The 25,983-nt window shown below is 40.5% G+C and carries 23 protein-coding genes; 4 read left to right on the top strand and 19 right to left on the bottom strand.

From position 1 onward, the window contains the following. On the bottom strand, positions 1–417 hold the full coding sequence (locus FUA25_RS09865) for a DUF6146 family protein (protein WP_147756742.1): 417 nt from the start codon (positions 415–417) through the stop codon (positions 1–3). A gap of 71 nt (positions 418–488) precedes the next feature. Then, the gene (locus FUA25_RS09870) at positions 489–1,691 is read right to left on the bottom strand and encodes an endonuclease (RefSeq protein ID WP_147756743.1); all 1,203 of its coding nucleotides are present in this window, start codon (positions 1,689–1,691) and stop codon (positions 489–491) included. 243 nt (positions 1,692–1,934) lie between these two features. On the opposite strand from FUA25_RS09870, the gene FUA25_RS09875 reads away from it, so the two are divergent. Beyond that, entirely contained in the window at positions 1,935–4,736 is a 2,802-nt protein-coding gene (locus tag FUA25_RS09875; RefSeq protein WP_147756744.1) for a TonB-dependent receptor, read from the top strand. A gap of 16 nt (positions 4,737–4,752) precedes the next feature. After that, positions 4,753–6,804, top strand: a complete 2,052-nt coding sequence (locus FUA25_RS09880; RefSeq protein ID WP_147756745.1) for a DUF5689 domain-containing protein — start codon at positions 4,753–4,755, stop codon at positions 6,802–6,804. Between the two features lie 115 nt (positions 6,805–6,919). On the opposite strand, the gene FUA25_RS09885 is transcribed toward FUA25_RS09880, so the two are convergent. Genes FUA25_RS09885 through FUA25_RS09905 form a run of 5 tightly spaced genes read right to left on the bottom strand, consistent with a single transcriptional unit; the run spans position 6,920 to position 10,411 of the window. Beyond that, positions 6,920–7,390 (bottom strand): DUF6702 family protein, encoded by a 471-nt coding sequence (locus FUA25_RS09885; RefSeq protein WP_147756746.1) that lies wholly within the window; start codon positions 7,388–7,390, stop codon positions 6,920–6,922. Between the two features lie 58 nt (positions 7,391–7,448). After that, positions 7,449–8,207, bottom strand: coding sequence for a TIGR00730 family Rossman fold protein (locus FUA25_RS09890; RefSeq protein ID WP_147756747.1), 759 nt, complete (start codon positions 8,205–8,207; stop codon positions 7,449–7,451). 5 nt (positions 8,208–8,212) lie between these two features. Further along, complete coding sequence (locus FUA25_RS09895) at positions 8,213–8,926, bottom strand: NDP-sugar synthase (RefSeq protein ID WP_147756748.1); 714 nt, start codon at positions 8,924–8,926, stop codon at positions 8,213–8,215. A 52-nt stretch (positions 8,927–8,978) separates the two neighbouring features. Continuing rightward, complete coding sequence (locus FUA25_RS09900; protein WP_147756749.1) at positions 8,979–9,392, bottom strand: RNase adapter RapZ; 414 nt, start codon at positions 9,390–9,392, stop codon at positions 8,979–8,981. After that, positions 9,389–10,411 (bottom strand): aminoglycoside phosphotransferase family protein, encoded by a 1,023-nt coding sequence (locus FUA25_RS09905; RefSeq protein WP_147756750.1) that lies wholly within the window; start codon positions 10,409–10,411, stop codon positions 9,389–9,391. Before FUA25_RS09905 ends, FUA25_RS09900 begins: the two co-directional genes overlap by 4 nt. A gap of 50 nt (positions 10,412–10,461) precedes the next feature. Between FUA25_RS09905 and xrtF the strand changes: the two genes are divergently transcribed. Both xrtF and FUA25_RS09915 read left to right on the top strand, forming a co-directional pair. Beyond that, the gene (xrtF, locus tag FUA25_RS09910; RefSeq protein ID WP_147756751.1) at positions 10,462–10,989 is read left to right on the top strand and encodes an exosortase family protein XrtF; all 528 of its coding nucleotides are present in this window, start codon (positions 10,462–10,464) and stop codon (positions 10,987–10,989) included. Beyond that, a complete protein-coding gene (locus FUA25_RS09915; protein ID WP_147756752.1) occupies positions 10,986–11,426 on the top strand; it encodes an exosortase F system-associated membrane protein in 441 nt (146 codons plus the stop codon). Before xrtF ends, FUA25_RS09915 begins: the two co-directional genes overlap by 4 nt. Here FUA25_RS09915 and FUA25_RS09920 read toward each other — a convergent pair. The 12 genes from FUA25_RS09920 to FUA25_RS09975 form a co-directional block, all read right to left on the bottom strand. Then, positions 11,374–12,417: a cation diffusion facilitator family transporter gene (locus FUA25_RS09920; RefSeq protein ID WP_147756753.1), complete on the bottom strand. Its 1,044-nt coding sequence runs from the start codon at positions 12,415–12,417 to the stop codon at positions 11,374–11,376. The two genes, FUA25_RS09915 and FUA25_RS09920, sit on opposite strands and share 53 nt — an antisense overlap. A 73-nt stretch (positions 12,418–12,490) precedes the next feature. After that, entirely contained in the window at positions 12,491–13,483 is a 993-nt protein-coding gene (locus tag FUA25_RS09925) for an aspartate-semialdehyde dehydrogenase (protein WP_147756754.1), read from the bottom strand. 30 nt (positions 13,484–13,513) lie between these two features. Beyond that, the gene (locus tag FUA25_RS09930; protein ID WP_147756755.1) at positions 13,514–13,951 is read right to left on the bottom strand and encodes a hypothetical protein; all 438 of its coding nucleotides are present in this window, start codon (positions 13,949–13,951) and stop codon (positions 13,514–13,516) included. Positions 13,952–14,032: 81 nt separating this feature from the next. Beyond that, the gene (locus FUA25_RS09935; RefSeq protein ID WP_147756756.1) at positions 14,033–16,537 is read right to left on the bottom strand and encodes a TonB-dependent receptor; all 2,505 of its coding nucleotides are present in this window, start codon (positions 16,535–16,537) and stop codon (positions 14,033–14,035) included. A 218-nt stretch (positions 16,538–16,755) separates the two neighbouring features. Next, positions 16,756–17,616, bottom strand: a complete 861-nt coding sequence (nadC, locus tag FUA25_RS09940) for a carboxylating nicotinate-nucleotide diphosphorylase (RefSeq protein WP_147756757.1) — start codon at positions 17,614–17,616, stop codon at positions 16,756–16,758. Positions 17,617–17,626: 10 nt separating this feature from the next. Then, positions 17,627–19,213 (bottom strand): L-aspartate oxidase, encoded by a 1,587-nt coding sequence (nadB, locus tag FUA25_RS09945; protein WP_147756758.1) that lies wholly within the window; start codon positions 19,211–19,213, stop codon positions 17,627–17,629. Between the two features lie 5 nt (positions 19,214–19,218). Further along, positions 19,219–19,848, bottom strand: a complete 630-nt coding sequence (locus tag FUA25_RS09950) for an NAD(P)H-dependent oxidoreductase (RefSeq protein WP_147756759.1) — start codon at positions 19,846–19,848, stop codon at positions 19,219–19,221. A gap of 121 nt (positions 19,849–19,969) precedes the next feature. Then, on the bottom strand, positions 19,970–20,452 hold the full coding sequence (gene rnhA / locus FUA25_RS09955; RefSeq protein ID WP_147756760.1) for a ribonuclease HI: 483 nt from the start codon (positions 20,450–20,452) through the stop codon (positions 19,970–19,972). 1 nt (position 20,453) lies between these two features. Beyond that, positions 20,454–22,043 carry a replicative DNA helicase gene (gene dnaB / locus FUA25_RS09960; protein ID WP_147756761.1) on the bottom strand — a complete coding sequence of 530 codons (1,590 nt, stop codon included), beginning with the start codon at positions 22,041–22,043 and terminating at the stop codon, positions 20,454–20,456. Between the two features lie 163 nt (positions 22,044–22,206). Next, the gene (locus FUA25_RS09965; RefSeq protein WP_147756762.1) at positions 22,207–24,288 is read right to left on the bottom strand and encodes a T9SS type B sorting domain-containing protein; all 2,082 of its coding nucleotides are present in this window, start codon (positions 24,286–24,288) and stop codon (positions 22,207–22,209) included. Between the two features lie 2 nt (positions 24,289–24,290). Further along, positions 24,291–24,947, bottom strand: a complete 657-nt coding sequence (locus FUA25_RS09970) for a hypothetical protein (RefSeq protein ID WP_147756763.1) — start codon at positions 24,945–24,947, stop codon at positions 24,291–24,293. Positions 24,948–25,028: 81 nt separating this feature from the next. Beyond that, positions 25,029–25,983, bottom strand: a 955-nt coding sequence (locus FUA25_RS09975) for a T9SS type B sorting domain-containing protein (RefSeq protein WP_147756764.1), incomplete at its 5' end; no start/stop codon positions are given.

A 25,983-nucleotide genomic window follows, 5' to 3' on the forward strand; every position in this document is an offset into this window, starting at 1 on the left:
TTAATGTGCATCGGCACCACTTAAATTGTTCATCTTCAGGCCATATTTCCATTTAACATAAGCAAAAACCTGATACAGTTTGTATTCGAAATTCAGGCCGTAGTTTTCATTCGGGTCATAATCGATGGAAGATTCAATGATGTTTGGATAGCGACCGGAATAATAATACGAATTCCATTCGCTTACCAGAAACCTGTTCTTCGTTTTCAGATAACTTTCGGTGTACTGATTTGCCGGTTTGGCTATCGCATTTAAAAAGTAGTCGTACTGCGTGTCAATAACCTGTAAATCCCATTCGCCATCCTCAGATTTGGAGGGTTTCATTGAGGTATTGTTTTTATTTTTTTCGGGTGTGGTCTGTGACGAGCATGCTGCGGCAAATAAAACGAAAAGCAGCGTCAGGATAATATTTTTCATTCTTTTTTATGTAAAGTTAGTAAAATAAAAAAACCGAAGACAGCATCTTCGGTTTAATAAATATTTGATTTTTATTTGTTAGTTACATGTTCTTTCTGCACAACAGATACAGCCGGAAAGTGGTCACTGTATCCTCCCGTGTAGCGGTCGCCATCCCATGATCTGAACGGGTAGCCTTTCCACTGACCCTGTGAATTCACAAGGTACGAAGGAGCGAAAATTTCAGCTTTAAAAACAGAATAGGTTTTGGTGAGTTTTTCAGGAGAATAAAGGTTTTTTGAAACGATGATCTGGTCAAAAAGATTCGGTGCATCGCGGTATGCCAAAGAAGCAACACCGCCTTTATAAAGTTTCATCATCAGATTATAATAAGGAGATTTATCTGACAATTCGGAAGGGTCACCCACTGCACCGAGATATTTCTTAAGACTCGGACTCACCGGATCATCATTGAAATCTCCCATGGCAAACAGTTTAATATTAGGATCTTCCGCGCGCAGTTTATCCATTTCTTCTTTCAAAGCCGTTGCTGCAGCGATACGTCTTGGCAGCGAACGAGCTTCACCACCACTTCTTGAAGGCCAGTGATTCATGAAAACTGCAATTTTTTCGCCGTCAAGAAGGCCTTTTACAACGAGGATATCCCGCGTGTAACTCCGTTTTCCTTCATCATCAAAAATTTTGAGTTCCTTTTTGTAAAATTCAGATACGGTGAATCTTTTTTTCTGGTAAATGATGGCAATATCAATCCCTCTCGCATCATAAGAGTTATAATGGATGATTCCGTAATTGCTTTTTGCCAGTAAAGGATGACTGATAAGATCTTCGATAACCTTTCTGTTTTCAACTTCAATTAAGCCTACAATGGCAGGATTGTCATTGGTGTACTGTCTCCCGAGTTCTGAAATCACTTTGGCTTCGTTCGCCAGTTTTTGGTTGTACTTTTCGGTATTCCAGTTTTTAGCACTGTTTGCGGTGAAATCATCAGCCAGTATCTGGTACCGGATAACTTTTTTACCTTTTAAAAGCTCATCGCTCCAAGGACCCTTATATTCCTCTGTAGTTTCGAGATATTTAATGGAATCAAGGGGGACACTTCTGTGGAAGGCCGGATTATTAACGTCTTTAGTACCGTCAATATAATCAGCGGAAGGAACCGTGTCCCATAAATTTTCAACATTCAGAAATGCGATAGTTGCTCTCTGTACCTGCTTTTGCTGAGAAAAACTGAACCCGAAAACAAACAGAATGAATAAAGTCAAATATTTTTTCATAGGAAATTTACATATTTTTAAGGGTGTAAAATTAGTAATTATTTCCGAGGCTTACACTTAAATCTATAAAAAGGAAGTTTCAATTAACTTTTTCCCTGTTTTAATATATATTTAGAAGCATTAACAATTTTTAATACTGATATACTGAATAAAGTGTTAAAAATGTTTAACTTAATAAAAATTAAGATTAAATTTGTTGCCCCTTTAAAAACTAGTATAAAAAGGAAAATAAAAACATTGGCTATGATAAAAAAATTATCCTTAATCTCATTGTTTACTTTGCTTCCCGCATCTTATTATTTTGCACAGACTACGGTCTATGCATATATTAAAGATGCACAGGGAAAGGCAGTTGAAAACGCAGAGATTGATCTTGCTCAGTCTGCCAACGACGTTACCGCAGATAAAATCGGATATTTCCAGTTTGTTGATATGCAGCCGGGACATTACGTAATTACGGTGTCCAAGCAGAACTTCGATTCAAAAATTATTGAATTTGATGTAAATGCAGATGAAAAACGAAAAGATCTGGGAGTTATAAATCTTACTGTATCTGGAGCTGCAGAAGCCGGCGTAATGCTGGTAGACGATTCCGCAAACGATACTGATGAAGGAGGCTCTTCTATGCAGCCAACCGTTGGGCTTTTGAGTTCCGGGCGTGATGCCTTCCAGAATGTAACTGCTTTTGAACTGGGCGCGTACTGGTTCCGACCGAGAGGAATTGAAAACCGTTTTGAAGACGTTCTGTTCAACGGGGTCTCCATGTCTAAGAATGATGACGGTAAAGTAGATTTCAGCAATTGGGGCGGCCTCAACGATGTGACCCGTTATCCGTACGAAAATGTAGACAATATTACACCATCAGAATATGCATTCGGTAATTTGGGTGGTGTTGTGTATTACAATACAAGAGCTTCAAGCTACAGAAAACAGACTTCTTTGGCATATTCCTTCACGAACAGAAGCTATTTCCACAGAGCAATGGCCACCTATTCAAGCGGGCTGAGCAAAAACGGATGGGCTTTTACCTTTTCCGGAAGCAGAAGATGGGCAGACGATGGTGTGCTTGACGGAACTTACCAGGATTCGTACGCCTATTTCGCCGCTATCGAAAAACAGTTTAGCAGCCGCCACGCCATTAACTTTACTGCATTCGGATCTCCTACTTACAGAGCCTCCAATTCTCCAAACACTCAGGAAACCTATGACATCATGGGTAAAAACTATAATGCCTACTGGGGATGGCAGGACGGGGAGAAAAGAAACTCCAGGATCAGAAAAGTATTTGAGCCAATGTTTATGATTTCTGATTATTTAAAATTAGGGAAAACAAGCAACTGGAACAATACCCTTTCTTACCAGTTCGGTAGAGACGGACGAAGCAGACTCGACTGGTTTCACGCTGCAGACCCAAATCCTACTTATTACAGAAAACTTCCGGGATATTTATTCCAGGATGTCGATTCCGATGGTGGTGTGCAAATCACTGCTGCAGAACAGCCACTATATGATGCGGAAGTGCTGAAATGGCAAACCGATCCGAATGTGAGTCAAATCGACTGGAACTCGCTTTACAACGCCAACTATCTTAACCGATATGATATGAACGGCAAGCCGAGAGGTGCGGTTTATACCATTGTTGATGATGTAAATAAAGACAAAACGATTAATTTCGTATCACATTTTGATACCCGTTTGGCTTCTAACTGGAAACTGAACATCAATTTTAACTATCAGAACTTAAAATCTGATAATTTCCGGGAAATGAAGGATCTTTTGGGCGCTCTTTATTCTAATGATCTCAATGCCTTTAATTATGACGCTCCCAATGATCTGGATAACCCGGACAGAAAAATTATGGTGGGCGACAGAACCCAGTATTCTTATGAGTTAATGAGAAATCAGTATGCTTTAAATGCCTCTACTGAAGTTGATTTCCCTAAATGGAATTTTGTTGCATCAGTTTTCTCTTCTTATTCTGAATCTCAGAGAGACGGTGATTACAGACATGCAAGATTCAACAGCAAAGGAAAAAGTGAATTGTTCGATGCTTTTGATGCGGGAATCAAAGGAAAAATTACCTATAAAATCAACGGGAAGAACTTTATCGTATATAACGGAGCTTTCTTTAGCCTCGCACCCACATTAAATGAAATTTTCATCAGCCCAAGGGTTACCAATATGATTACCCCGAGTGTTGATAATCAGATTATCAACTCCAATGATCTGAGCTATATTTTAAGAAGCCAGATCCTTAAACTGAGAGTTGGGGCTTATTACACCACCATCAACAATGCTACTGAAATATCCAGATATTATGCTGACGTTTCGAGCGCTACGGTTGATCAGGGCAACGCACTCGTGGCTGAAATCCTGAGCGGGGTAAATAAAACCTATAAAGGTCTTGAACTTGGAGCTGAGTTGAAGATTACTCCAACTTTAAGCGCAACGGGTGTAGTAAGTTACGGGGACTACAGAATCACCAACAATCCGAAAGTTTCGACTTTCGACGATGATTCAGGATATATTTCGTCTGAATCTCGATGGGGAAATGCCAAACTGAAAGACTATAAAATTGCGGGCACCCCACAGAAAGCTTATTCACTAGGATTGCGGTATAATTCCACCAAATTCTGGTGGGTGGGTGCTTCGGCAAACTACCTGCAGGATCAGTTCCTGGATTTTTCAGCCCTTAACAAAACAACTTCTCTGTTCACAGATCCTATAACAGGAGATAATTATAACGGCGTTACTCCTGAATTAATTGAAAAACTTACTGCTCAGCAGAAATTTGAAGATCAGTTCATGTTAAATGCCAATATTGGTAAATCATTCCTCTTCGGAAAATACAGAATGGGCGTAAGTTTAAGTGTGAACAACATCCTGAACAACCGCGATTATGTGACCGGTGGTTTCGAACAGGGACGTAATGTGAATTTCCCTGAAGCATTGCTGGATTCGAACCGCAAGTATCCTTATTTTGCACCTAAATTATGGTATGACCGTGGGACTACATTCTTTGCCAATGTTTATTTAAGATTTTAATAATAAAATACATCCAATGAAAAAATACAGTTCATTCTTAAAATTTTTATTTGTCATTTTCGCCTCCTTTTTTATTACAGGGTGTGTTCATGATGACAAATACAATGATCCGAATCTGGAAGGTTACCAGTGTCAGGATCTTACGGCCACCCTAACGATTGCTCAGGTTAAGGCGCTTCATGGAAGTACAGCTTATGTTTTCCCGGCCAATTCAACCGCAGTAATGGAAGGTTATGTTTCTTCTTCTGACGAAACAGGAAACATCTATAAAACAATTTATATTCAGGACAGTCCTACAAATCCTACTCAGGGATTTACCATCAGTGTTGATGCAGTAAGTACCTACACTAAATTTCCGCAGGGATCTAAAATTTACATCAAATTAAATGATCTTGCATTGGGAACTTATGGTGGATTGGTTCAACTTGGAATCCGTGATGCGGATGCCATCAGCACTGGTGCAGATGCGGTTTCGAGAATTCCTGAAAGTGCAATTCCTGCGCATGTCTTCAGATCATGTACGATCAGAGAGAAAATTGTTCCTAAAGTATTAACATACGCTCAGCTTGCCTCAAATCAAAACCTTTTGGGAGCTTTAGTTCAACTGGATAATGTAGAATTCGACAGCAGGGTTCTCTGTACTACCTTTGCACCAGATGGAACAAGTGTTGATAAAAAGCTGAACCAGCAAGGCAGTACTTTAAATGTAGTGGTAAGAAACAGCGGTTTTGCTTCTTTTGCCAACCAGATTTTGCCAGCCGGAAAAGGAACTTTCATAGGAATTTTCAGTAAATTCAGTTCTACGTATCAGTTTTATATTAACAGGGTTACGGATATTGAGATGAATAGCTTCCCAAGAACTGATGGAATCGCTACAAATCCTTGTGCTCTTGATCTTACAACGGTTACTCCAAAAACAATAGCGGAAGTGAAGCAATTGTTTACAGGCGCTTTAACCCAGATTACAGGAGATTTTGTGGTAAAGGCAAAAGTTACTGCCAATGATGAAACTGGAAACCTATTTAAATATGTGTACATTGAAGATGCTACCGGCGGAATCCGTGTGAATATCAACAAGACAAATCTTTATCAGGATGCAAGATTCAGAGTAGGTAAAGAAATTTACATTAAACTGAAAAATCTTTATATTGGTAATGTCAGCGGCGAACTGCAGTTGGGTCAGCCTTTTAATGGGAACGTCGGTCAGATCGCTGAGACCGATGTATATAAAACCTTCTTCGACAGTAACCTCCCAATATCTGCTGTCGTTCCAACTGAAAAAACAATTACCCAGTTAACAACTGCGGATGTAGGTAAATGGATCAAAATTAAAAACCTTGAATTCATCAATACTGATCTGGGGAGCAATTATGCTTCGGGGTCACCGACAAACCGGACGCTAAAAGACTGTTCCGGAAACACCATTCTGTTAAGAACAAGCAACTTTGCTTCTTTTGCCTCTACAGAAATTGATGGCGGACGTGGTGATGTATATGCTATTCTGAGTATTTTCAACGGAACTTACCAGTTATGGATTCCAAAACAGATTCATGCGGATCTGGATAATCCACGTTGCGACGGAACGGTTCCGCCAACAAAACTCTTTATGGAAGATTTCCAGAATGGTTTGGGAACCTTTACCCAGCAAAGTATTGCGGGAACTCAGGCTTGGGCAACTTCAAACCAGGGCACAGGATCTAATTATTATGCGGTAATGAACGGCGCCAGTACAGCAAATGAAGACTGGCTCATTTCGAAAGAAATCTCCCTGAGCGGCTTTACATCATATTCTCTAGCTTTTGATTCTGACGGAAGAGCAACTACTCCAGGAAATCCTTTGCAGGTGTTGATTACCGATAGTTATACAGGTAATCCAACTACAACTACCTGGACTACTTTAAATGCTCCTTTAGACACTGTGCTGGGCGCATTTGGATTTGTGAATTCTGGTTTGGTCAGCTTAAATGCTTTTGCCAATAAAAATGTAAGAGTCGCGTTTAAATATACGAATACCACTACTGCTTCAACAACGTGGGAACTCGACAATGTTAAAATATTAGGACAGTAGCCCTCCTATTTTCACCACTAAAAAAATACCGCCTTTTAAAGGCGGTATTTTTTTTAATACCAAACAAAAATAATCCGGACCAATGGGTCCGGATTATTTACCTAATTGCTTAACCTTAAAAACTTACTTCGTTCACTTCCTTTCCCCGCTGAAAATTCATTGTCTTCTGGTTGCCTTTATATGCAATGTTAACCAGATTAAACTGTTTGGGAAAAGTACTTAAAAGAATCGTATTCTTGATTTTAATTGTGTTGATTTCAGAAACTCCGCCGGTTTCAAAATATACCCATACCGATTCGCCGTTGACCTGGCTTCCCGTAAAGGTGAGCGTTTTTGCTGATCCGTTAATATAAACATCAAAATTATTGTTCACATATTTTTTAACCTCTGCTTCAAAACTCGCTGTACTGGGATTGATCTTTATGGCATCCGAGATATGCTCGGTGTTCATTTTTGTGGTGAACTTCAGTGTTCTGCTGCCCTCCACATAATCAACTTTAGTCATTGATGAATAAAAATCGGAAATTCCGAAGCTCATCATCACAAATAAAGTTAAAATTCCAAATATTCCTAAAAATTTATTCATTTTTATTTTTTTAAATGATAATAATCATTTGCCCGTAATTGCTCAAATAATGTGCCAACTAAAAGTTGACGTTGATGGAGTACTTATCGTAAAACGCCTTAATATGGGCAACGGCTTCTTCGGCGGTATCCACAACACGGTAAAGGTTGAGGTCTTCCTCTGCAATCATTCCGCTTTCGAGCAAAGTATTTTTAAACCAGTCCAGAAGTCCGCTCCAGAATTTTGTACCGACCAGAACGATCGGAAAACGTGCTATTTTTGAAGTCTGAATCAACGTAATGGCCTCAGAAAGTTCGTCTAAGGTCCCGAAACCGCCTGGCATCACGACGAAACCCTGAGAATATTTAATAAACATCACTTTTCGGACAAAAAAGTAATTGAAATCCAGTGAATAACTTTTATCGATATACGGATTGAAGTGCTGCTCAAACGGCAGGTCAATATTCAGCCCGATAGATTTTCCTTTTGCTATTCTTGCGCCTTTGTTCCCGGCTTCCATAATTCCCGGACCGCCGCCTGTAATGATTCCAAAACCGATTTCGGTAATTTTCCGGGCAATTTCCACGGCCATTTCGTAATACGGGTCGCCTTCTTTTAGTCGTGCCGAGCCGAATACAGATACACAGGGTCCGATTTTCGCCATTTTTTCGTAACCGTCTACAAATTCGGCCATGACTTTAAAAACCATCCAGCTGTCTTTCGTAACCGTTTCATCCCAGGTTTTTTCCTTGAAGGAATGTTGTATTTTCTGATCGATCTCAAATTCGTTTCCCGCAACTTCCTTTGTAAGTCCTTTTCCCCGTTTTATCTTGCTCATTGAATTTATTTAAAATATTTTTCGGCCTCCAGCACCGATTCCGGTCTTCCTACATCAATCAGACGGGCGTTGTGTTCAAAACCATGAATTCTTTCAGTCAGCATCAGATCCAGATATTCTTCCATTATCGAAAATTTACCTGTTCTTTTTATTTTGCCGAAGATAGCAGGATTAATGCAATGTACACCACTAAATGCCAAAGCTTTGAAGCCTTTATTGAATTCAGCCAATCTTTGCTCGCCAGTCTGAACATTCAGCCAGCCCCTTAAAATCATGTCGGGATTAAAAAAAAGTTTTCTTGAACTGGTTCTGTCCGAAACCGCCAGCGTAGCAAAATCTTCATTTTTCTGATGGTATTTTACCAGGTCACTGATGTTGAGGTCGGTTAAGATATCCGCATTCATGATTAAAAAATCATTTCCGTCCTGAAGAAACTTTTTTGCAAAAATCAGGCCGCCACCGGTTTCCAGAAGCTCTTCCTTTTCATCGGAAATTTGGATTTGAGCCCCGAAATTATCATTCTTTTTGAGGAAATTGATAATCTGCTCCGCAAAATGATAGACATTGATCACAAAATCATTGATTCCGAATCCCTGCAGATATTTAATATTCCTCTCTAGCAGCGGAATGCCGTTTACCACAGCCAAGGCTTTCGGATGATGGTCTGTAAAAGGTTTCAGGCGTGTTCCTTTGCCGGCGGCGAATATCAGTGCTTTCATTTGATCTTAGGAATAATGCAATTGGAAGTGATTTTACTAAAACTTTATATTTTTAGTTGTTATGATGAAGTTGTGGCTGTTCGTCGTGAGAAACGGTAACTGTAGTTTGAGGATATTTTTCCCTGAGAAATGCGGCCGTTTTTTCTGCGCAATACACAGAGCGGTGCTGCCCGCCGGTGCAACCAAAATTGATCTGCAAATGCTCAAAATTTCTTGCCAGATAATTGTCGATATTAATGGAGACGATATTTTTAACAAGTTCCAGAAATTTCGGCATTTCCGTTTTGTTTTCGAGATAATCAATGACTCCTGTGTCGCAGCCGGTTTGCTGTTTGTATTCCTCAACTCTGCCCGGATTCAGGATCCCGCGGCAGTCGAAGGCGAAACCGCCGCCGTTTCCGGTGTTGTCTTTGGGAATTCCTTCTTTTTTATAGGAAAAACTGTGTATTTCTATCGTTAAACTCATGAGTGCTGTAAAATATTTTTAATTTTTTCTTTTGCCGAAGCGGTTTGAAGGAAGGTGATTATTTTTTTCAGTTCAGGATATGCATTCATCTCTTCCCATGATGCGGATAAATGGTACAGGTTTTCGATCCCTTTATCTAAGCTTGCAATAAAATGTGGTTTTTTCTGAACCAACCCTCTGAAACCGTAAGCGCCCAATACCTGCAGAAAACGAATTAGCTGCAGCGGTTTTATTGATTTTTCCAATTGTAAGCGTACCTCTTCATCATGCCATAAAGACTGGTAATAACTAAGCATTTCATTCTTAAAATCTTCAGGAAAATTGGCCTTTGCCTGGAATAAAAACGAAATTACGTCATACATGAGCGGACCTTTCATCGCCGACTGGTAATCAATAAAAAAAACTTCATCCTTTTCATTTACTATAATATTCCTGGCCTGAAAATCGCGGATCATCAGTCCCTGAGGTTGTAGATCCTCAATGGTGGCCGTAATTTTTTTAAATTCTTTCAGTAACGCAGATTTTTGGTAAGGCAGTTCCAGAACATCGGCGATGAAACTTTTGAAATAGAACAAATCGTTGGTGATGGGCAGTTCGTCGTATCTTTCGTACTCGAAAGTTTTCGAGTAATCGATCTTGCTTTCGGTCTCTTTCTGAAAGTACTGGAGTTTTTCGAGCGTCTGTTTCACCAAAGCAGTGGTCCGTTCGTTAAGTCCTTCATTAGAAAGCAGGTCCGAAAGAGTGTTTTCACCCAAAAATTCCTGGACATATATTTTACGGTCTTCGGAAACGGATAAAATTTTTGGAGTATTCAGATTTAGGCCCGAAAAAATATCAGAAAAATAAAAAAAGCTTTCGTTTTCCGCAATATTTTCGTTGGAAGTGATGATGAACTTTTTTCCTGAACTTTTCCCGACAAAATTCTTTCTTGCAGATCCGCTTTGCGCTAAAGGGAAAAAATCCCCGGAAGGTTGTGCAGTAAATTTCTCAAAAAAAAGTTGTGGGTTTCCGTTCTCCATACTTTTACAAATATAGGAAAATAGAATTTTGAAAGGATTATATTTGCAACATGTTCAACGATTTCAAACCGGTGCTGAAAATCCTTCTGCGTTTCATGATCATTTATCTGGTGCTGCTTTTTGCTTACCAGTTTTACCTGAACATGGAAAAAGGCGGACTTGATTCTTTTTCAAAATGGGTAGGGGGACAAAGTACATCCGTACAGAACTTATTGGGTTATCCGTCGGAGATGAAGGAAGTGCCGGAAAGAGAAACCTCGTGGTTCTCATTGAACGGACAGTATATTTCAAGGATGGTGGAAGGTTGTAATGCCATTTCTGTGATGATTCTGTTCTCGGCGTTTATATTTGCTTTTTATAAAGGGAAGAAAACATTTGTTTTTGTTGCCGCAGGTGTTGTTTTTCTGCACATGGTGAATGTCCTTCGGATTGCCGGACTGAATATTTTACTTGTAGAAACTCCGCAGTATTCAAAAGCCGGACACGATTATATCTTTCCTGCGGTTATTTACGGGAGTGTTGTCGTACTATGGCTGATATGGATTAAATTTTTCGCTCTAAAAAGTCCCAAGAAATGAAACATCTGAAATGGCTTTTTGTGATTTTGGGAATTTGTGGGCTTGTTGCGGTTCGTGTTTTTGAGGATGGAATCTTCTACGACCCGTTTCTTCCTTACTTTCACGAAGCCAATAAAAATGCAGTTTTCCCGGAATTCGTAGCAGAAAAACTGATTCTCAACCATTTTTTCCGGTTCTTTCTGAATGTGCTTTTTTCTGCAGTGGTGGTATATTTTATTTTTCTGAATAAAAAATGGACCCTTCAGGCAGTCGTTTTAATGGCACTTGTTTTCGCGCTCACATTTCCCATCTACCTGTATTGTATCCATACAAAATTTGAAATTGGCTACCTTTTTTCCTTTTATATCCGAAGATTTGTCATCCAGCCGCTGATATTGCTTTTAATTATTCCGCTGTTTTATTACCGGAAGCATCTTCCTGTAAAAAATCCTTCTTAAAATTGTGTTTTTGAGGCTGCGAAATCGTCTCCACATTCCATTCCACTTTTTTGACAAAAGTTCGTTGGCGGACCGGACATTCGAAAAGATCACAGATTTCGCACGAAAATGTTTTGCAATCGTCCATATGGAAATTGAATTCAATCGTACGATCCGTATTTTCAGCGATCAGTTTCAGCATTCTTTCCATTTGCTCATGCGCTTCGCGAAGTTCGAAATACCACGGAAGGGTCAGGTGTGCATCGATATGGAGTCCGCTGCCGTGCTGCTGAATGCGCATATTGTGAATATCGATCCACTGCGGTTCCCTGTTTTCGTTCAGGAATTTCGCAAGTCTTCCCAACATGTCGAGATCAGCTTCATCCATAATTCCGCTTAAGGCCGTACGGACGATCTTATACCCGACAAACATTATATAAGCACCAAAAATGAGCGCCACAGCACCGTCAATCCAGTATATTTTGGTAAAATAAACCAAGACCAAACTGATGACTACTCCCAAAGTCGTCCATGTATCGCTTTGCAGGTGTTTTCCGGAGCTTTGAAGCACGAGCGAGTTTTCTTTGACTCCTTTTTTATAGGAAATATGACCCATGAAATAATTGATGGCGGCAGTAAGGGTCACGATCAGGATTCCCCAATCCAGTTTTTTGGGAACATTTCCGTGGAGCAGGGAATCTATGGACTGCACGATAATGATGATTCCGGCAAAAATAATGAGGGCACCTTCGACACCCGAAGTCACAAATTCAACTTTTCCGTGGCCGTAAGGATGATCGAGATCTTTAGGTTTTGCTGCGAGATAGAGTGAATAAAGCCCCATAAATGCGGCAATGATGTTCACGATGCTTTCCATGGCGTCAGAAAACACCGCATCGGAGTTTGTAAGATGCCATGCCACTAATTTCCCAACGAAAAGCACGATTCCGATGACGGCGACTTTCCTCTGGAAGGAAAAATTGGTTTTGGATGATTGCTGCGTTTCTGACATTAAAGTTTCATTAAATTAATTAAAAATGTTCGAGGCTTCTAATAACAAAAAAATGCTCATTTCTGAGCATTTTTTAGAGTAAATTATTTTTGAGGAGATATTCTGCTATCTGCACCGCATTGGTTGCGGCGCCTTTCCGAAGGTTGTCTGCGACAATCCACAGATTAAGGGTTTTGGGTTGGGAGCGGTCCTGACGGATTCTTCCGACAAAAACCTCATCTTTTCCTTCAGAGTACAGAGGCATCGGATAAATGCTGTTCTTTACATCATCCATTACAACTACTCCGGGAGTTTCGGACAGTATTTTCCGGATTTCTTCCAGGTCAAAGTCATTTTCAAATTCAATATTCACACTTTCCGAATGGCCGCCCTGAACGGGAACACGCACGGCTGTTGCGGTTAAATTAAAGGTGTCGTCGCCCATTATTTTTTTGGGTTCGGTCATCAGTTTAATTTCCTCTTTCGTGTAATCATCGTCGCTGAAAACATCACATTGCGGAAGCGCATTTTTAAAGATTTCATACGGATAGACTTTTGCAACACTTTTATCACCCGCGATTTCCGCATTGAGCTGATCAACAGCATTTTTTCCGGTTCCGGTCACCGACTGATAAGTGGAAACAATCACCCTTTTCAAATCGTATTTCAGATTTAAAGGGTGCAGAACCATGACCAGCTGAATGGTTGAACAGTTCGGATTGGCGATGATCTTATCGTTTTTGGTGAGAATACTGGCGTTGATCTCGGGAACAACGAGTTTATTTTCGGGATTCATTCTCCATGCAGAGGAATTGTCGATGACGGTAGTTCCGACTTCAGCAAACTTGGGAGCAAATTCTAATGAAGTTTCTCCTCCGGCTGAAAAAAGTGCGAGCTCAGGCCGCATGTCGATCGCCGTCTGCATGGATACAATGGAATATTCCTTCTCCTTATAGGAAATTTTTTTGCCAACCGATTTTTCGGAGGCAACAGGAATTAATTCGGTAACAGGAAAATTTCTTTCTTCCAGAATTTTTAACATCACCTGGCCCACCATTCCGGTTGCGCCAACAAGTGCTACTTTCATTTTAAAATGGGAATTATAACTGATGAAAAATTATGCGCCGAAAAGTCTGGTCCACTGGAATGCCCAAAGCATTAAAGCGAGTGCGACGAAACCGATGATCACCCAGCTCATCTGAAGTTTATCGTTGGTTTTGAATTTTTTATTCAGAATGGTTAAGAGAACTGCTGCCACGATCATCGCGAAAGGATGTTCCACATACGTGTTTCGGGAAACGGAATCACTCATCAGCGTTCCTGCTTCTTTAGCGGCTTTGAAGCCGGGAGAAAAGAAGAACAGCATGATCAGACCGATAAGAGCCTGCGTGTGAAAGAAAATCATCGTAAAAAGCGTGGATTTCCGTAAAAGTTTTGAAATTTTACCGGAATAGCCAAACATGGTTACCAGCAGTGCAACGGCAAAGACTGCGGCTGAAAGCAGGATTAAATAAGCAAAACCACGGTGTGCCTGAAGCATAATGTTGAAATCCATTCTAATTGTTTTAAGTTAGGTGCAAAGATAAAAAAATCCCAACATTATAGTCGGGATTTTGAGTGTAATAGTAAGTTCTCTTTAGAAGATAAAACTTACTGATGCATTCCATGTTCTTCCGAAACCGAAAAACACCTCATTACTTTTATTGATGCCATTCCAGTTATTAGCTTCATTTGCATCTGCAGCTTTATTTGTTCTGGATTCAGCGATATAAACTTTATCTAATACGTTATTAACGTTAACTCTGAACTTAAATGCCTGAGTACTGTTAATATTCCATCTGGCGCCTGCACCCAAATCAAGTAATCCAAATGATGGAAGTTCTACAGCTGGATCCGCAGGTTTCGGTTGTGCAACAGTTACTAGACGTGATGATGGTTCGAAAGCTGAGTATAGTTTGTCAGCATATCGGTATTGTGCATCAAAGTTTAACCAGTCTGTTATTTTAACATCAGCTCCTAAGGCAGCAGTAATTTGGGCTGCATCGCCTACTTTAAGGCCGTCAAGTGCTAAAGTTCCTTCCTGTATTACCGTATTTGTTTGATCTTCAACGAAAGACGCGGTTGGACTTCCTTTGAAATACCAATCACCAACGGAAAGCATACCGTTAATAGTAAGCATTTGAACTGGCTTCACATTGAAGTCTAGTTCGATACCTTTATGAATTTCATTGATTCCTAGAACGTTTGCAACACCAGTTACAGAAACACCGTTGATTGTAGCTCTTGTGGTAAGTCTTTTGTAAATATCATCCCATGAAGTGTGGTAAACGTTTAGATTAGCGTTGAATATTGCCGATCTAAAACCATATCCTAATTCAAATGAAGCAATTTTTTCATTTGTTAAAGATGGGTTAACATCGTTTCTGTTGTTTAAGTAAACTGCACCAAAGAAAGGTTGTCTCTCATAGTAACCACCGTTAACAAAAACATTGTGATGTGCATTGATGTTATAATTCGCTCCACCTTTTACATTGAAACCAACTAAGTCAACTTTTTCACTTTTCTGCTGATCAGGCGCATACAACATGTAATCAACTCTTTGGAAATTTTGGTTTGAAATTGATCCCTGAACGAAAGCAGAAAGGGCGTCTTTCGTATATTCCACTTGTCCGAACCCTCCTAACCATTTTACTAATCCATCGTTACTGTACGCTAATTGGTCTTTAATGTCGTTGGTTTTACCACCAAACGGATTCCAGTCTGCATTAGAAGCAAAAGTGTTGGTAATCACATTTGGGGTGTTGTTGATGTTACTGGTGTCTGTATAAGAGTTGTTGCCTAGAAAATCACTTGCAATTCTGTAATGGATACCTTTATAAGATCTTGCGTCAAGACCAATCGTAGCATTTAAGTTATCACTGAATTTATGATTTAAGCTTGAAATAATACCTAACCAGTTATGTGAATTGATCGATGATCTTCTGATAATACCATTATTGCTGTTTGCAAGATAAGGTGTTTTGTTCACTGCTCCAAAATCTGCAACAACACCACCTTGATTCCAAGTAACAATATCATCAAATCTCACAAGGCCGTCAGCAGTTCTTGGCAAATTGTTGTAGTATTTACCGTTGATTTTTCCTGCATCACCAGTTCCACCACCTCTACCGAAAGAAGCATAAACTACAGAGCTTAATTTGGTAGCATCGTTAATTTTCCAATCCCAGTTCAAAGACATTACCGGTTTGTGGTAATAATTTCTGGTCATCGAATATTCCTCACCATTTAACAACCCCCAGTTTTGGTTGTATTTTCTATTCGGTTCATCCTCAGATCCACCATATTTTATATGATCAGAAATTGTAGATTGAAAAGATCTTTGGTTATGCCATTGTGGAGCACCTGTCATGGTAAACTGAAAATCGTGTTTTGCAGATGGATTAAATCCTAATGCAATGTAATAGTTGTACCCTTCAAATTCAGTTCCGTCGGCATACATAGAACCTGCAGTTCTGCTCATCAAAAATGAAGTCGCCCAACCTGATTCGCTTTTTCCTGTATTGTATGAAAATAAAGCTTTATTGTAACCATCGTTACCGATGCTACCAGTTACGTTACCTTGTCTTTTTTTATCCGCAGCTCTGGTAAGAACGTTAATTGTACCTCCAACAGAAGCTATTGCCAATTTAGAAGAACCTAAACCTCTTTGAACCTGCATTGCAGAAGTGACATCCGATAATCCTGCCCAGTTTGACCAATAGACTGCCCCGGTTTCCATATCATTTACCGGCACTCCATTAATCATCACCGCAGTGTTTCTTTGGTCGAAGCCTCGAACGTTGATTCTGGAATCTCCGAAGCCACCACCACTTTTGGTAGCATATACAGATGGAGTGGTGTTAAGGATCTCAGGAAATTCCTGGTTTCCTAATTTGTCCACAATCTGAGCCTCTTTTATGGTAGAAACAGCTACCGGAGTTTTCCGGTCTTTGGCAATGTCGGCAACACCGCTAAGAACTACCTGCTCAATATCCGAAGATTTCTGAAGGGTGTCCTGCGTTGTTTGCGCAAAATAAAAACTTGCCGTTGATAGCGTTACCACAACAGTAAGCATCGACTTTTTAATAGAATTGCTTTTCATAAATAGATTTTAGAACTTGAAGTAAGTATTAAAAATTTTTGCAAACTTCGCTAAAATAATCGAAACTATTATTAATTATATGTTAAATTTTAAAATTTTGTTAAATTCCGTGCTAATTATTGCGTTTACAGTTACTTAAAGCTCAAAAATTCGTAATATGATGAAATAATTCATTACGGTATTGCTAAAAAATTGCATTAAAATCAATTTATTGATAATCAGCGCACTGCTTTCAGGCTTAAATCGATGTTTTTTGCGGAGTGGGTTAATGCGCCGGCAGAAATAAAGTCGACGCCTGTATTTGCGATTTCTTTCAGCATCTCGCGGGTGATCCCACCGGAAGCTTCACTTTCACATTTTCCGCTGATGAGTTTAACCGCTTTTTTCATTACTGCTACTTCCATATTGTCGAGCATAATTCGGTCTGCACCTGAATTTATGGCTTCCTCAACCTCTTCAAGGTTTCTGGTTTCCACCTCGATCAGTAAAGGTTTTTTTGTTTTTTTAATATATTCTTTCGCCATTTGTACGGCGGTTGTAATGCTTCCGTTGTAATCAATATGATTGTCTTTCAGCATAATCATATCGTAGAGACCAAACCGGTGATTGGTTCCGCCGCCAATCGCGACCGCCCATTTTTCGCACATCCTGAAATTCGGAGTCGTTTTTCTGGTGTCGAGCAGTTTGGTTTTTGTTCCCAAAAGTCTGGAATCCCAGTCGTGGGTTAAAGTCGCAATGCCGCTCATTCGCTGCATGCAGTTTAACACCAGTCTTTCGGTGGAAAGGATGGAACGCGCGCTCCCTGTTACGAAAAAGGCAATATCACCGGCTTTTGAAGATTCGCCGTCTTTAATCAACACTTCAACCTTCAGGTTTTTGTCGAAATGTTTAAATATAAGTTCCGCCATTTCCACGCCGGCCAGAATGCAGTTTTCCTTTACAAGGAGCTTTGCCTTCTGCTGCAGGTCTTTGGGAATGGTGGAAAGGGTAGAATGGTCACCTTCCTGAATGTCCTCTTCCAAAGCATTTTTAATGAATGTTTTCAGGGCATCTTTGGTTACATATGGTGGTTTTTTCATGTTGTGTTGATTAATTGATGTTTTTTGCCAGATCTTTATTGTAAAATGAGCCTTTGTTTTCCTTCATCTGAAGCGAATGCTTGATGATGAGATAAGAAATATTCACCAGGTTGCGCAGTTCCAAAAGCTTCGGGGATAAAATAGAGTAGTTGTAGAGTGCTGTAACCGCATCAAAGATTTCCTGCTGCTTTCTCTTTGCGAGCTCAAGCCTTTCGTTGCTCCTTACAATACTTACGAGATCGCTCATCATTTCCTGAAGTTGGCGCCGAAGGTAAGTGACCATCACCATTTCATCAATCATCCTCATGCCTTCTTCGTTCCACTCCGGAACAGCTTTCAGGTCCTTGAAATTGAAACTGTTCTGACGCAGAAGTTCCACTGTTTTCATGGCGGCTTCATGACCGAAAACAAGTCCTTCGAGCAATGAATTTGAAGCCAAACGGTTTGCTCCGTGAAGTCCGGAATTGGTGCACTCACCTACTGCAAACAGATTTTTAATGGAACTTTGGCCTTCCATATCCACTTCAATTCCACCCATCAGATAATGACAGGCCGGAACAACGGGAATAAGCTGTTTAAAAGGATCAATGCCTTCGCTGATGCATTTCTGATAAATATTCGGGAAATGTTCGGTGAATTTATCCTTGTCCATTGCACGGCAGTCCAGGCCAACATAATCGTCGCCCGATATTTTAAGTTCGTTGTCGATAGCACGGGCAACTATATCTCGCGAGGCAAGTTCCTCACGCTCATCGTATTTGTGCATGAATTTCTCCCCGTCTTTCGTGCGGAGTTTGGCGCCGTCGCCACGAACGGCTTCAGAAATCAGAAAAAGCATGCCGTCCCGTTTGGAGTAGAGTGCAGTGGGATGGAACTGGTAATACTGCATATTCGACACTTTTCCGCGTGCCCGGTGCACGAATGCAATACCGTCTCCTGTTGCAATAACAGGATTGGTGGTGTTTTTATAGACATGGCCGGCTCCACCGGTGGCAACAAGTGTTATTTTTGCCGTAATTTTTTTTATTTTTTTATTTTTTTCATCCAGAATGTAGGCGCCATAACAAGAAATATCTTCGGCATTGAGTTCTTTTCCGGGTACATGGTGCTGTGTAATGAGATCAATAACATAATGATGCGCGAGAATTTCAATATTCGGGGATCTGTTGACGGTAGCGAGTAAGGCCCGTTCGATTTCAGCTCCGGTGATGTCTTTATGGTGCACAATCCGGTTTTCGGTATGTCCTCCTTCACGTCCCAGCTTGAAATCACCGTCTTTTTCCATGTCAAAATGCGTTCCCCAATCCACCAGTTCCTGGAATCTTGCAGGGCCTTCTTTAATGACCATTTCCACTACATCTCTTTTGTTTTCGCCGTCGCCGGCTCTCATCGTGTCATCGATGTGTTTCTGGAAATTATCTTTGTCGAAATCGGTTACCACGGCAAGGCCGCCCTGTGCATATTTGGTGTTGCTTTCGTCTTCATCGGCTTTGGTAACGATGATGATTTTGGCATCGGGCATTTTTTCAGAAATTTTTATCGCGTAAGAAAGGCCGGAAATTCCTGAACCGATGACGAGTACATCTGCTTTGATCATAGATTTTATATAAATTTAAACAACTTGCCTTCCGGTTTTCTTACTTTTTTAAGATTCTGGAAATGGTCTTCTTCCGAGCGGTACCCCAGGGCCAAAGCAACGCTGACTTTTTCTTTTTCCGGGTCAATATTCAGGATTTCACCCATTGATTTTCCGTTAAAGCCTTCCATGGGGCAGGTATCAACATTTTCTAGGGCTGCAGCAAACATCAGATTTCCGAGGACAATATAACTCTGTTTTTCGGCCCAGTCCATGATCTGTTCGTTCGTTAAAGCATCCATTTGAAGATTGATGTTTTTACGGAAAAGATCAAGATTTTCAACCGGGATTTCTCTGGTGTCGGAAATGTGTTTGAAATAATTGTCGACATACTCGTCACCAAGCCCGTTTTTAGAAACCATAACCAACAAGTGGGAACAGGTTGAAATTTGGGACGGATTGTGGAATGAGGATATAAGCTGCTGTTTCACTTCGTCACTTTCCACTACATAAATTTCATAGGGCTGTAAACCCATTGAACTGGCAGAAAGTCTGCCCGCTTCCAAAATATTTTCAAGAATTTCAGGAGGAACTTTTTTCCCTTTGTCAAATTTTTTGACCGAATATCTTTTTTGAAGCGCTTCTAAGTAATCCATTGAACAAAGATAGCAAAAGTCGCAAAACGACATCCTGAAGTTGGAGGAAATTGAGCGAAGTAAGGTAAGTTGTGGAGTAATTTTTACAAGTGAATTTTTGAAATTCCAAAACACCGGTTCTCTAAAAAAGTCCGCCGTCCTTTTGATTTTCAAAATACTCATCTATTTCAAGATCAGCGGACTGGGCTGCTTTCACAGCAAGTTGGTCGCAGATTTCGTTTTCGGGATGTCCGGCGTGACCTTTAATCCAGTGAAAAGTGGTTTGGTGGGTTTTCAGTAAGGGTACCATCCTGCGCCAAAGATCGGGATTTTTCACATTTTTAAATCCTTTTTTTATCCATCCAAAAATCCATTTCTGGTTGATGGCATCAGAAACATATTTACTGTCGGTATAAATATGGATGTCGTTGTCGGGAGATTTCAGTTTTTCGAGCGCAACAATTACTGCCAGAAGCTCCATTCGGTTATTCGTAGTAAGCCTGAACCCCTTAGAAAAGTGTTTTTCGTAATTTTTTTCGGGCACTTTCATGACGATTCCGTAACCGCCTTTTCCGGGGTTTCCGCTGCAGGCCCCGTCGGTAAAAATCTCAATGCGAAGACTCATTCTAGTACTGGAATTCGTCATCATCCTCCAGATCATTCATAGACGAGCCGGAAAGATTTTGGTTTTTCGGCAAATCGAAAGCTGCACCGGGATCAATGGTCGTTTTGATTTTTTCGAAACCACTCGGTGCATCCTGCTGCCCGAAATTGGAAGGCTGATAACCGTGGCCGCTTCCGAAAAGATCCAGATCGGCAAATTTTGCAATATTTTTATGGAAAGACATCCTTACATCGGCAGTTGCACCGTTCCGGTGTTTTGCAATGATGAGTTCCGCCTGATTTTCTGTAGAAGATTCGCCACCGTCTTCATCATTATCCCATGTCGTGATTTTATAATATTCGGGACGGAAAATGAAGGACACAATGTCGGCATCCTGCTCAATCGCTCCGGATTCCCGCAGATCCGACAGCATCGGTCTTTTGCCTGGTCTGGTTTCCACACTTCTGGAGAGCTGAGAAAGTGCAATAACCGGAACATTCAGTTCTTTCGCAATGGCTTTTAAGGAGCGGGAAATCATTGCGATTTCCTGTTCACGGTTTCCGGCACCTCCTTTTCCGGCGTTAGCAGTCATCAATTGTAAATAATCCACCATGATGATCTTTACGCCGTGCTGCATCACGAGTCTCCGGCATTTTGCCCGGAAATCAAATACAGAAAGCGATGGCGTTTCATCGATATATAAAGGAGCATTTTCGAGTGAAGAAACATTGGAGAAGAGTCTTTGCCATTCTTCGTCACTCATCTGTCCTTTTCTGAGTTTTTCTGAAGAAATTCCTGTTTCGGAAGCAATCATCCTGGTGATGAGCTGTACCGATGCCATTTCGAGGGAAAATAAAGCGAGCGGAATCTGATGTTCCACGGCAATGTTACGGGCCATTGAAAGTAGAAAAGCGGTTTTACCCATCGCAGGCCTTGCTGCAATAATGATGAGGTCAGAATTCTGCCAGCCCCCGGTTTCTTTGTCGATGTCCTTAAAACCGGAAGGAATACCGGAAATTCCTTCTTTGTCCTTTAGTGATTTTATGGTTTCAATGGCCTGTTTAACCAAAGTATTGGCTGTATCAAAACCTTTTTTGATCGTTCCGTTGGTAATTTCGAAGAAGGACTGTTCAGCCTTGTCGAGCAGCTCAAATACATCGGTTGATTCTTTGTATGAACTGTCGATGACGTTTGCAGATACGTTGATTAAGCTTCTTAAAATAAATTTCTCAAGAATTACGCGCACATGGTATTCGATATGGGCACTTGAAGAAACACCCATCGTAAGGTCAATAATATAATGGTCGCCGCCGGCAAAACCGAGTTTTTCCTCTTTTTTAAGTTCCTGAATCACCGTCATTAAATCCACAGGATGATTTCCTTCGAAAAGTTTTACAATTGCCGAGAAAATAACCTGATGGCGTGGATCGTAAAATACTTCGGGGGATAGAAGGTCTATAGAATAATCAAGTCCTTTTTTGTCAATAAGAAAAGTCCCAATCACTAATTTCTCAAAATCTATGGCATTCGGCGGCATTTTGCCGTCTGAAATGGATAGTTCCTTCGCAAAATTACCATGAATAAGGGACGATAAAGTTTCCTTCTGTGTCATTCAACAAAGATAAAATTAAAAAAAAATAATAGTGCTTAATGTTCAAAATTCAGTCAATTTTTTTTAAAGAACTGATTTTAAAAGTTTTAAACTCGAATTCATTGTTGGTAAATAAAAAAGCCCGAAAAATTCATTTCGGGCTTATTATTATTGAAAATGGATTTTATTCTCTGTTTTTAACAAGAACCCATCCTGAGAATTTCACCGGAGTTTTTGCCGGATCCGACTCATTCCAGGTTACCGAATACCAATAGGTGCCGGTATAGATTTTTCTGTCGCCAAATCTTCCGTCCCATTTATATCCGTTTGATTTGTCTGCCTGGTGAACTTTATTTCCGTAACGGTCAAAGATGTTGAATACCAGGTTCTGTTTGTAAGCAAGAGCTGAATAATCAATCACATCATTTACTCCGTCGTTATTCGGGGTAATCACATTTACAAGATTCGGTACGGTAACTTCGATCGCGATTGGCTCACAGTCGTAAGAATCCTTGACATAGATCGTGTTCATTCCTCTCGGTACATTTGTGAAGGAGTTTGAATCCTGCCACAGTATATTGTCCATAGAGTATTTGTACGGTGGGGTACCTCCTGTAACGCTGATTGTAATGGTATTGTTTGTGATTTCAATTCCTGAAACAATAGGACTTGATGATGCAGAAACAGTTACCGTCTGTCTGGTAACACAGTCGTTTAAAGTGAGGTCTACCCAATAAGTGCCTATGCTTACATTTGAAATGGACTGCGTAGTTGCGCCTGTACTCCATTCATAGGCGGTAAATCCATCACCGGCATCAAGCGTGGTGGTGTCTTCGGCACAGATGATTTTATCCTTTAAAACTGTCGAGTATTTAGGAGGAGTTACATTAAGGGTTATTTTTGAAATCCCGGTACAGCCGTTTGCATTCGTGCCTTTCACATAAACGATCGTGTTTGGTGAAATAAATATCGATGGATCAGGGATTGCATTGGTTCCGTTCACCGCATCGGTATACGAAGGATAATACAGTTTAGTTACCGCTCCGCCGCCAACAGTGGCTAAATTTAGATTAAACAATCCTGTAGATGGATTCGCTTCAATAAAACAGGTCGTAAGTGATGCATCGTTCATCACCACCACCGGATAGAACTGCAGGGTAATGGCTCCGAAATTTGTACAGTTTTGAGTCGTAGTGACTTTCATATAAACCGTTGCGGGAGTTGCCGAAACAAATGCTGCAGGGTTTGTAATTGGATTTACACCCGCACTCATGTCAGCTATTGTACGGTAATATACCCGTGTCGCCGTTGGATCTGCGAACATGGCATTTGAAACGGAAGTAAGATCAAAGATCCCAGTTCCCGCATTGTTATTGTTACACGCCCGGACTATTGCATTGTTTACGGTTATGGCGCCCTGTATAAATGTAATGGTACCCGTCTGGGTACACTCATTTATTGGATTGAGGGGATTTGCCGGATCGGTATAGTGAAGCGCATAATAGTAGGTATTTGCTGTATTAACCGTAACCGGCGTAGTAATAGGATTACTATTGGTTAACGCATCATTTGAGTTATTATGATAACTTACCGAAAAGTTTGGATTTCCATTGATGATTCCGGTTGAGAGTGTAGAGAAATCAAAAGTAGCAGGATTGGTACAGATGGTAATAACACCATTGTGATTAGGACCTGGCGCAATAAAAGGGTTAGGAGTCAGCGCAGGATCATTGAAAGGCGATGCTAAAGTAGCGGTACCTCCCCAGGTAAGACTGAACCCATTGGCAGAGGAAGAAAAATTATCAACCACCAAAAAATAGGTTTGTCCAGCGGTTACATTCAGCTGCGAACTGAAAGGCGGCCCCCCGGCTCCTTCTGAAGGGTTTGTAGCTGTCGCACTTAAACCGGTAGGTCCATCAGCAGCAGAATAATTACATCGTATTGGGCCTCCTAACGTTGAACAAGTAACATTGGGACCGTAGACTCCAAAGTCATAATCATCAGAAAAATTTACCGGGTTTATACTGAAGGTCAGGGTTCCGGAGGTAGCAATTGTAAAACTGTACCAAACGGAAAAATGTTCATCACCACTCAGGCAGCCTCCTAAATCTTCATCTACATTACCGTCATTAATTGGAGTATATGAAACAGGTGAGTTTCCACAAACCGCAAGTGCTCCTCCTGCTCCTCCAACATCAGCACAATCCGACTGAGCAAAAGAAAATTGAGTCAGCAATATCAAAAATAAGAATAGAAATTTTTTCATGACTAATGGATTTGGTTAGAGGTAATTGCATTTAAATGTCTGTTGAGGTAGTTTTCAGCATCGCTTTGTCCCCAGTTCCAACCTAAAGCCTGTTTTTTGTTGGCTTTAAAAGATTTTACAGAAGCCTGAAAAAATTCTATAGCTTTTTGTTTGTCTCCGCCTAGATTTTCAGGTATGAAATAGGCCACTTCTCCCTGAAGCAGCAACAATCTGGGATGGTTTCGATCCAGTTTTTTTGCTTTCTCAATATAGCTGTCAATAATTGCTTTTTCAGCTGCAGCGTTTTTAGGATTGAGGAGCAATCTTTCCAAGTGAATAAAACCCAGAAGTATTTCAGTTTCGATAGCAGTACTCCCAATATTGTAACTGGATAATGCGTATTTTTCTGCAATATAATTATCTCCTTCACCTAAAGAAAGTTTATTTTCGGCTTGCAAAATCTGTATTTTTTTCATCAATGCTAAAGCTGAATAGTAGTAAATTTCACGGTTGTTTCCTCTCAGTTTAGAAATATTATTAAAAATAATATCAAAATCTGTAGTAGTTTGTGCATTAATCATTGCCGGAATGTTTTTATCGATTTCTGTCTGAAGCACTGACTGAGCAGAAGAATAAAAGCCAAAGGCAATTACCATTAAAGTAAGAATAAGTTTTTTCATAATGTCACTATATTTTACTAACAAATATAATAAAAAAGCCCGAAAAAATAATTTTCGGGCTTTTCTTATTATTTATGGATTTTATTCTCTGTTTTTAACAAGAACCCATCCTGAGAATTTCACCGGAGTTTTTGCCGGATCCGACTCATTCCAGGTTACCGAATACCAATAGGTGCCGGTATAGATTTTTCTGTCGCCAAATCTTCCGTCCCATTTATATCCGTTTGATTTGTCTGCCTGGTGAACTTTATTTCCGTAACGGTCAAAGATGTTGAATACCAGGTTCTGTTTGTAAGCAAGAGCTGAATAATCAATCACATCATTTACTCCGTCGTTATTCGGGGTAATCACATTTACAAGATTCGGTACGGTAACTTCGATCGCGATTGGCTCACAGTCGTAAGAATCCTTGACATAGATCGTGTTCATTCCTCTCGGTACATTTGTGAAGGAGTTTGAATCCTGCCACAGTATATTGTCCATAGAGTATTTGTACGGTGGGGTACCTCCTGTAACGCTGATTGTAATGGTATTGTTTGTGATTTCAATTCCTGAAACAATAGGACTTGATGATGCAGAAACAGTTACCGTCTGTCTGGTAACACAGTCGTTTAAAGTGAGGTCTACCCAATAAGTGCCTATGCTTACATTTGAAATGGACTGCGTAGTTGCGCCTGTACTCCATTCATAGGCGGTAAATCCATCACCGGCATCAAGCGTGGTGGTGTCTTCGGCACAGATGATTTTATCCTTTAAAACTGTCGAGTATTTAGGAGGAGTTACATTAAGGGTTATTTTTGAAATCCCGGTACAGCCGTTTGCATTCGTGCCTTTCACATAAACGATCGTGTTTGGTGAAATAAATATCGATGGATCAGGGATTGCATTGGTTCCGTTCACCGCATCGGTATACGAAGGATAATACAGTTTAGTTACCGCTCCGCCGCCAACAGTGGCTAAATTTAGATTAAACAATCCTGTAGATGGATTCGCTTCAATAAAACAGGTCGTAAGTGATGCATCGTTCATCACCACT

It is taken from the genome of Chryseobacterium sp. (genome assembly GCF_008014695.1).
Taxonomy (GTDB): domain Bacteria; phylum Bacteroidota; class Bacteroidia; order Flavobacteriales; family Weeksellaceae; genus Kaistella.

Bases quoted from the DNA above. Each gene is read 5' to 3' on its own strand.
- FUA25_RS09865 (WP_147756742.1), bottom strand. From the start codon at position 417: ATGAAAAATATTATCCTGACGCTGCTTTTCGTTTTATTTGCCGCAGCA.
- FUA25_RS09870 (WP_147756743.1), bottom strand. From the start codon at position 1,691: ATGAAAAAATATTTGACTTTATTCATTCTGTTTGTTTTCGGGTTCAGT.
- FUA25_RS09875 (WP_147756744.1), top strand. From the start codon at position 1,935: ATGATAAAAAAATTATCCTTAATCTCATTGTTTACTTTGCTTCCCGCA.
- FUA25_RS09880 (WP_147756745.1), top strand. From the start codon at position 4,753: ATGAAAAAATACAGTTCATTCTTAAAATTTTTATTTGTCATTTTCGCC.
- FUA25_RS09885 (WP_147756746.1), bottom strand. From the start codon at position 7,390: ATGAATAAATTTTTAGGAATATTTGGAATTTTAACTTTATTTGTGATG.
- FUA25_RS09890 (WP_147756747.1), bottom strand. From the start codon at position 8,207: ATGAGCAAGATAAAACGGGGAAAAGGACTTACAAAGGAAGTTGCGGGA.
- FUA25_RS09895 (WP_147756748.1), bottom strand. From the start codon at position 8,926: ATGAAAGCACTGATATTCGCCGCCGGCAAAGGAACACGCCTGAAACCT.
- FUA25_RS09900 (WP_147756749.1), bottom strand. From the start codon at position 9,392: ATGAGTTTAACGATAGAAATACACAGTTTTTCCTATAAAAAAGAAGGA.
- FUA25_RS09905 (WP_147756750.1), bottom strand. From the start codon at position 10,411: ATGGAGAACGGAAACCCACAACTTTTTTTTGAGAAATTTACTGCACAA.
- xrtF (WP_147756751.1), top strand. From the start codon at position 10,462: ATGTTCAACGATTTCAAACCGGTGCTGAAAATCCTTCTGCGTTTCATG.
- FUA25_RS09915 (WP_147756752.1), top strand. From the start codon at position 10,986: ATGAAACATCTGAAATGGCTTTTTGTGATTTTGGGAATTTGTGGGCTT.
- FUA25_RS09920 (WP_147756753.1), bottom strand. From the start codon at position 12,417: ATGTCAGAAACGCAGCAATCATCCAAAACCAATTTTTCCTTCCAGAGG.
- FUA25_RS09925 (WP_147756754.1), bottom strand. From the start codon at position 13,483: ATGAAAGTAGCACTTGTTGGCGCAACCGGAATGGTGGGCCAGGTGATG.
- FUA25_RS09930 (WP_147756755.1), bottom strand. From the start codon at position 13,951: ATGGATTTCAACATTATGCTTCAGGCACACCGTGGTTTTGCTTATTTA.
- FUA25_RS09935 (WP_147756756.1), bottom strand. From the start codon at position 16,537: ATGAAAAGCAATTCTATTAAAAAGTCGATGCTTACTGTTGTGGTAACG.
- nadC (WP_147756757.1), bottom strand. From the start codon at position 17,616: ATGAAAAAACCACCATATGTAACCAAAGATGCCCTGAAAACATTCATT.
- nadB (WP_147756758.1), bottom strand. From the start codon at position 19,213: ATGATCAAAGCAGATGTACTCGTCATCGGTTCAGGAATTTCCGGCCTT.
- FUA25_RS09950 (WP_147756759.1), bottom strand. From the start codon at position 19,848: ATGGATTACTTAGAAGCGCTTCAAAAAAGATATTCGGTCAAAAAATTT.
- rnhA (WP_147756760.1), bottom strand. From the start codon at position 20,452: ATGAGTCTTCGCATTGAGATTTTTACCGACGGGGCCTGCAGCGGAAAC.
- dnaB (WP_147756761.1), bottom strand. From the start codon at position 22,043: ATGACACAGAAGGAAACTTTATCGTCCCTTATTCATGGTAATTTTGCG.
- FUA25_RS09965 (WP_147756762.1), bottom strand. From the start codon at position 24,288: ATGAAAAAATTTCTATTCTTATTTTTGATATTGCTGACTCAATTTTCT.
- FUA25_RS09970 (WP_147756763.1), bottom strand. From the start codon at position 24,947: ATGAAAAAACTTATTCTTACTTTAATGGTAATTGCCTTTGGCTTTTAT.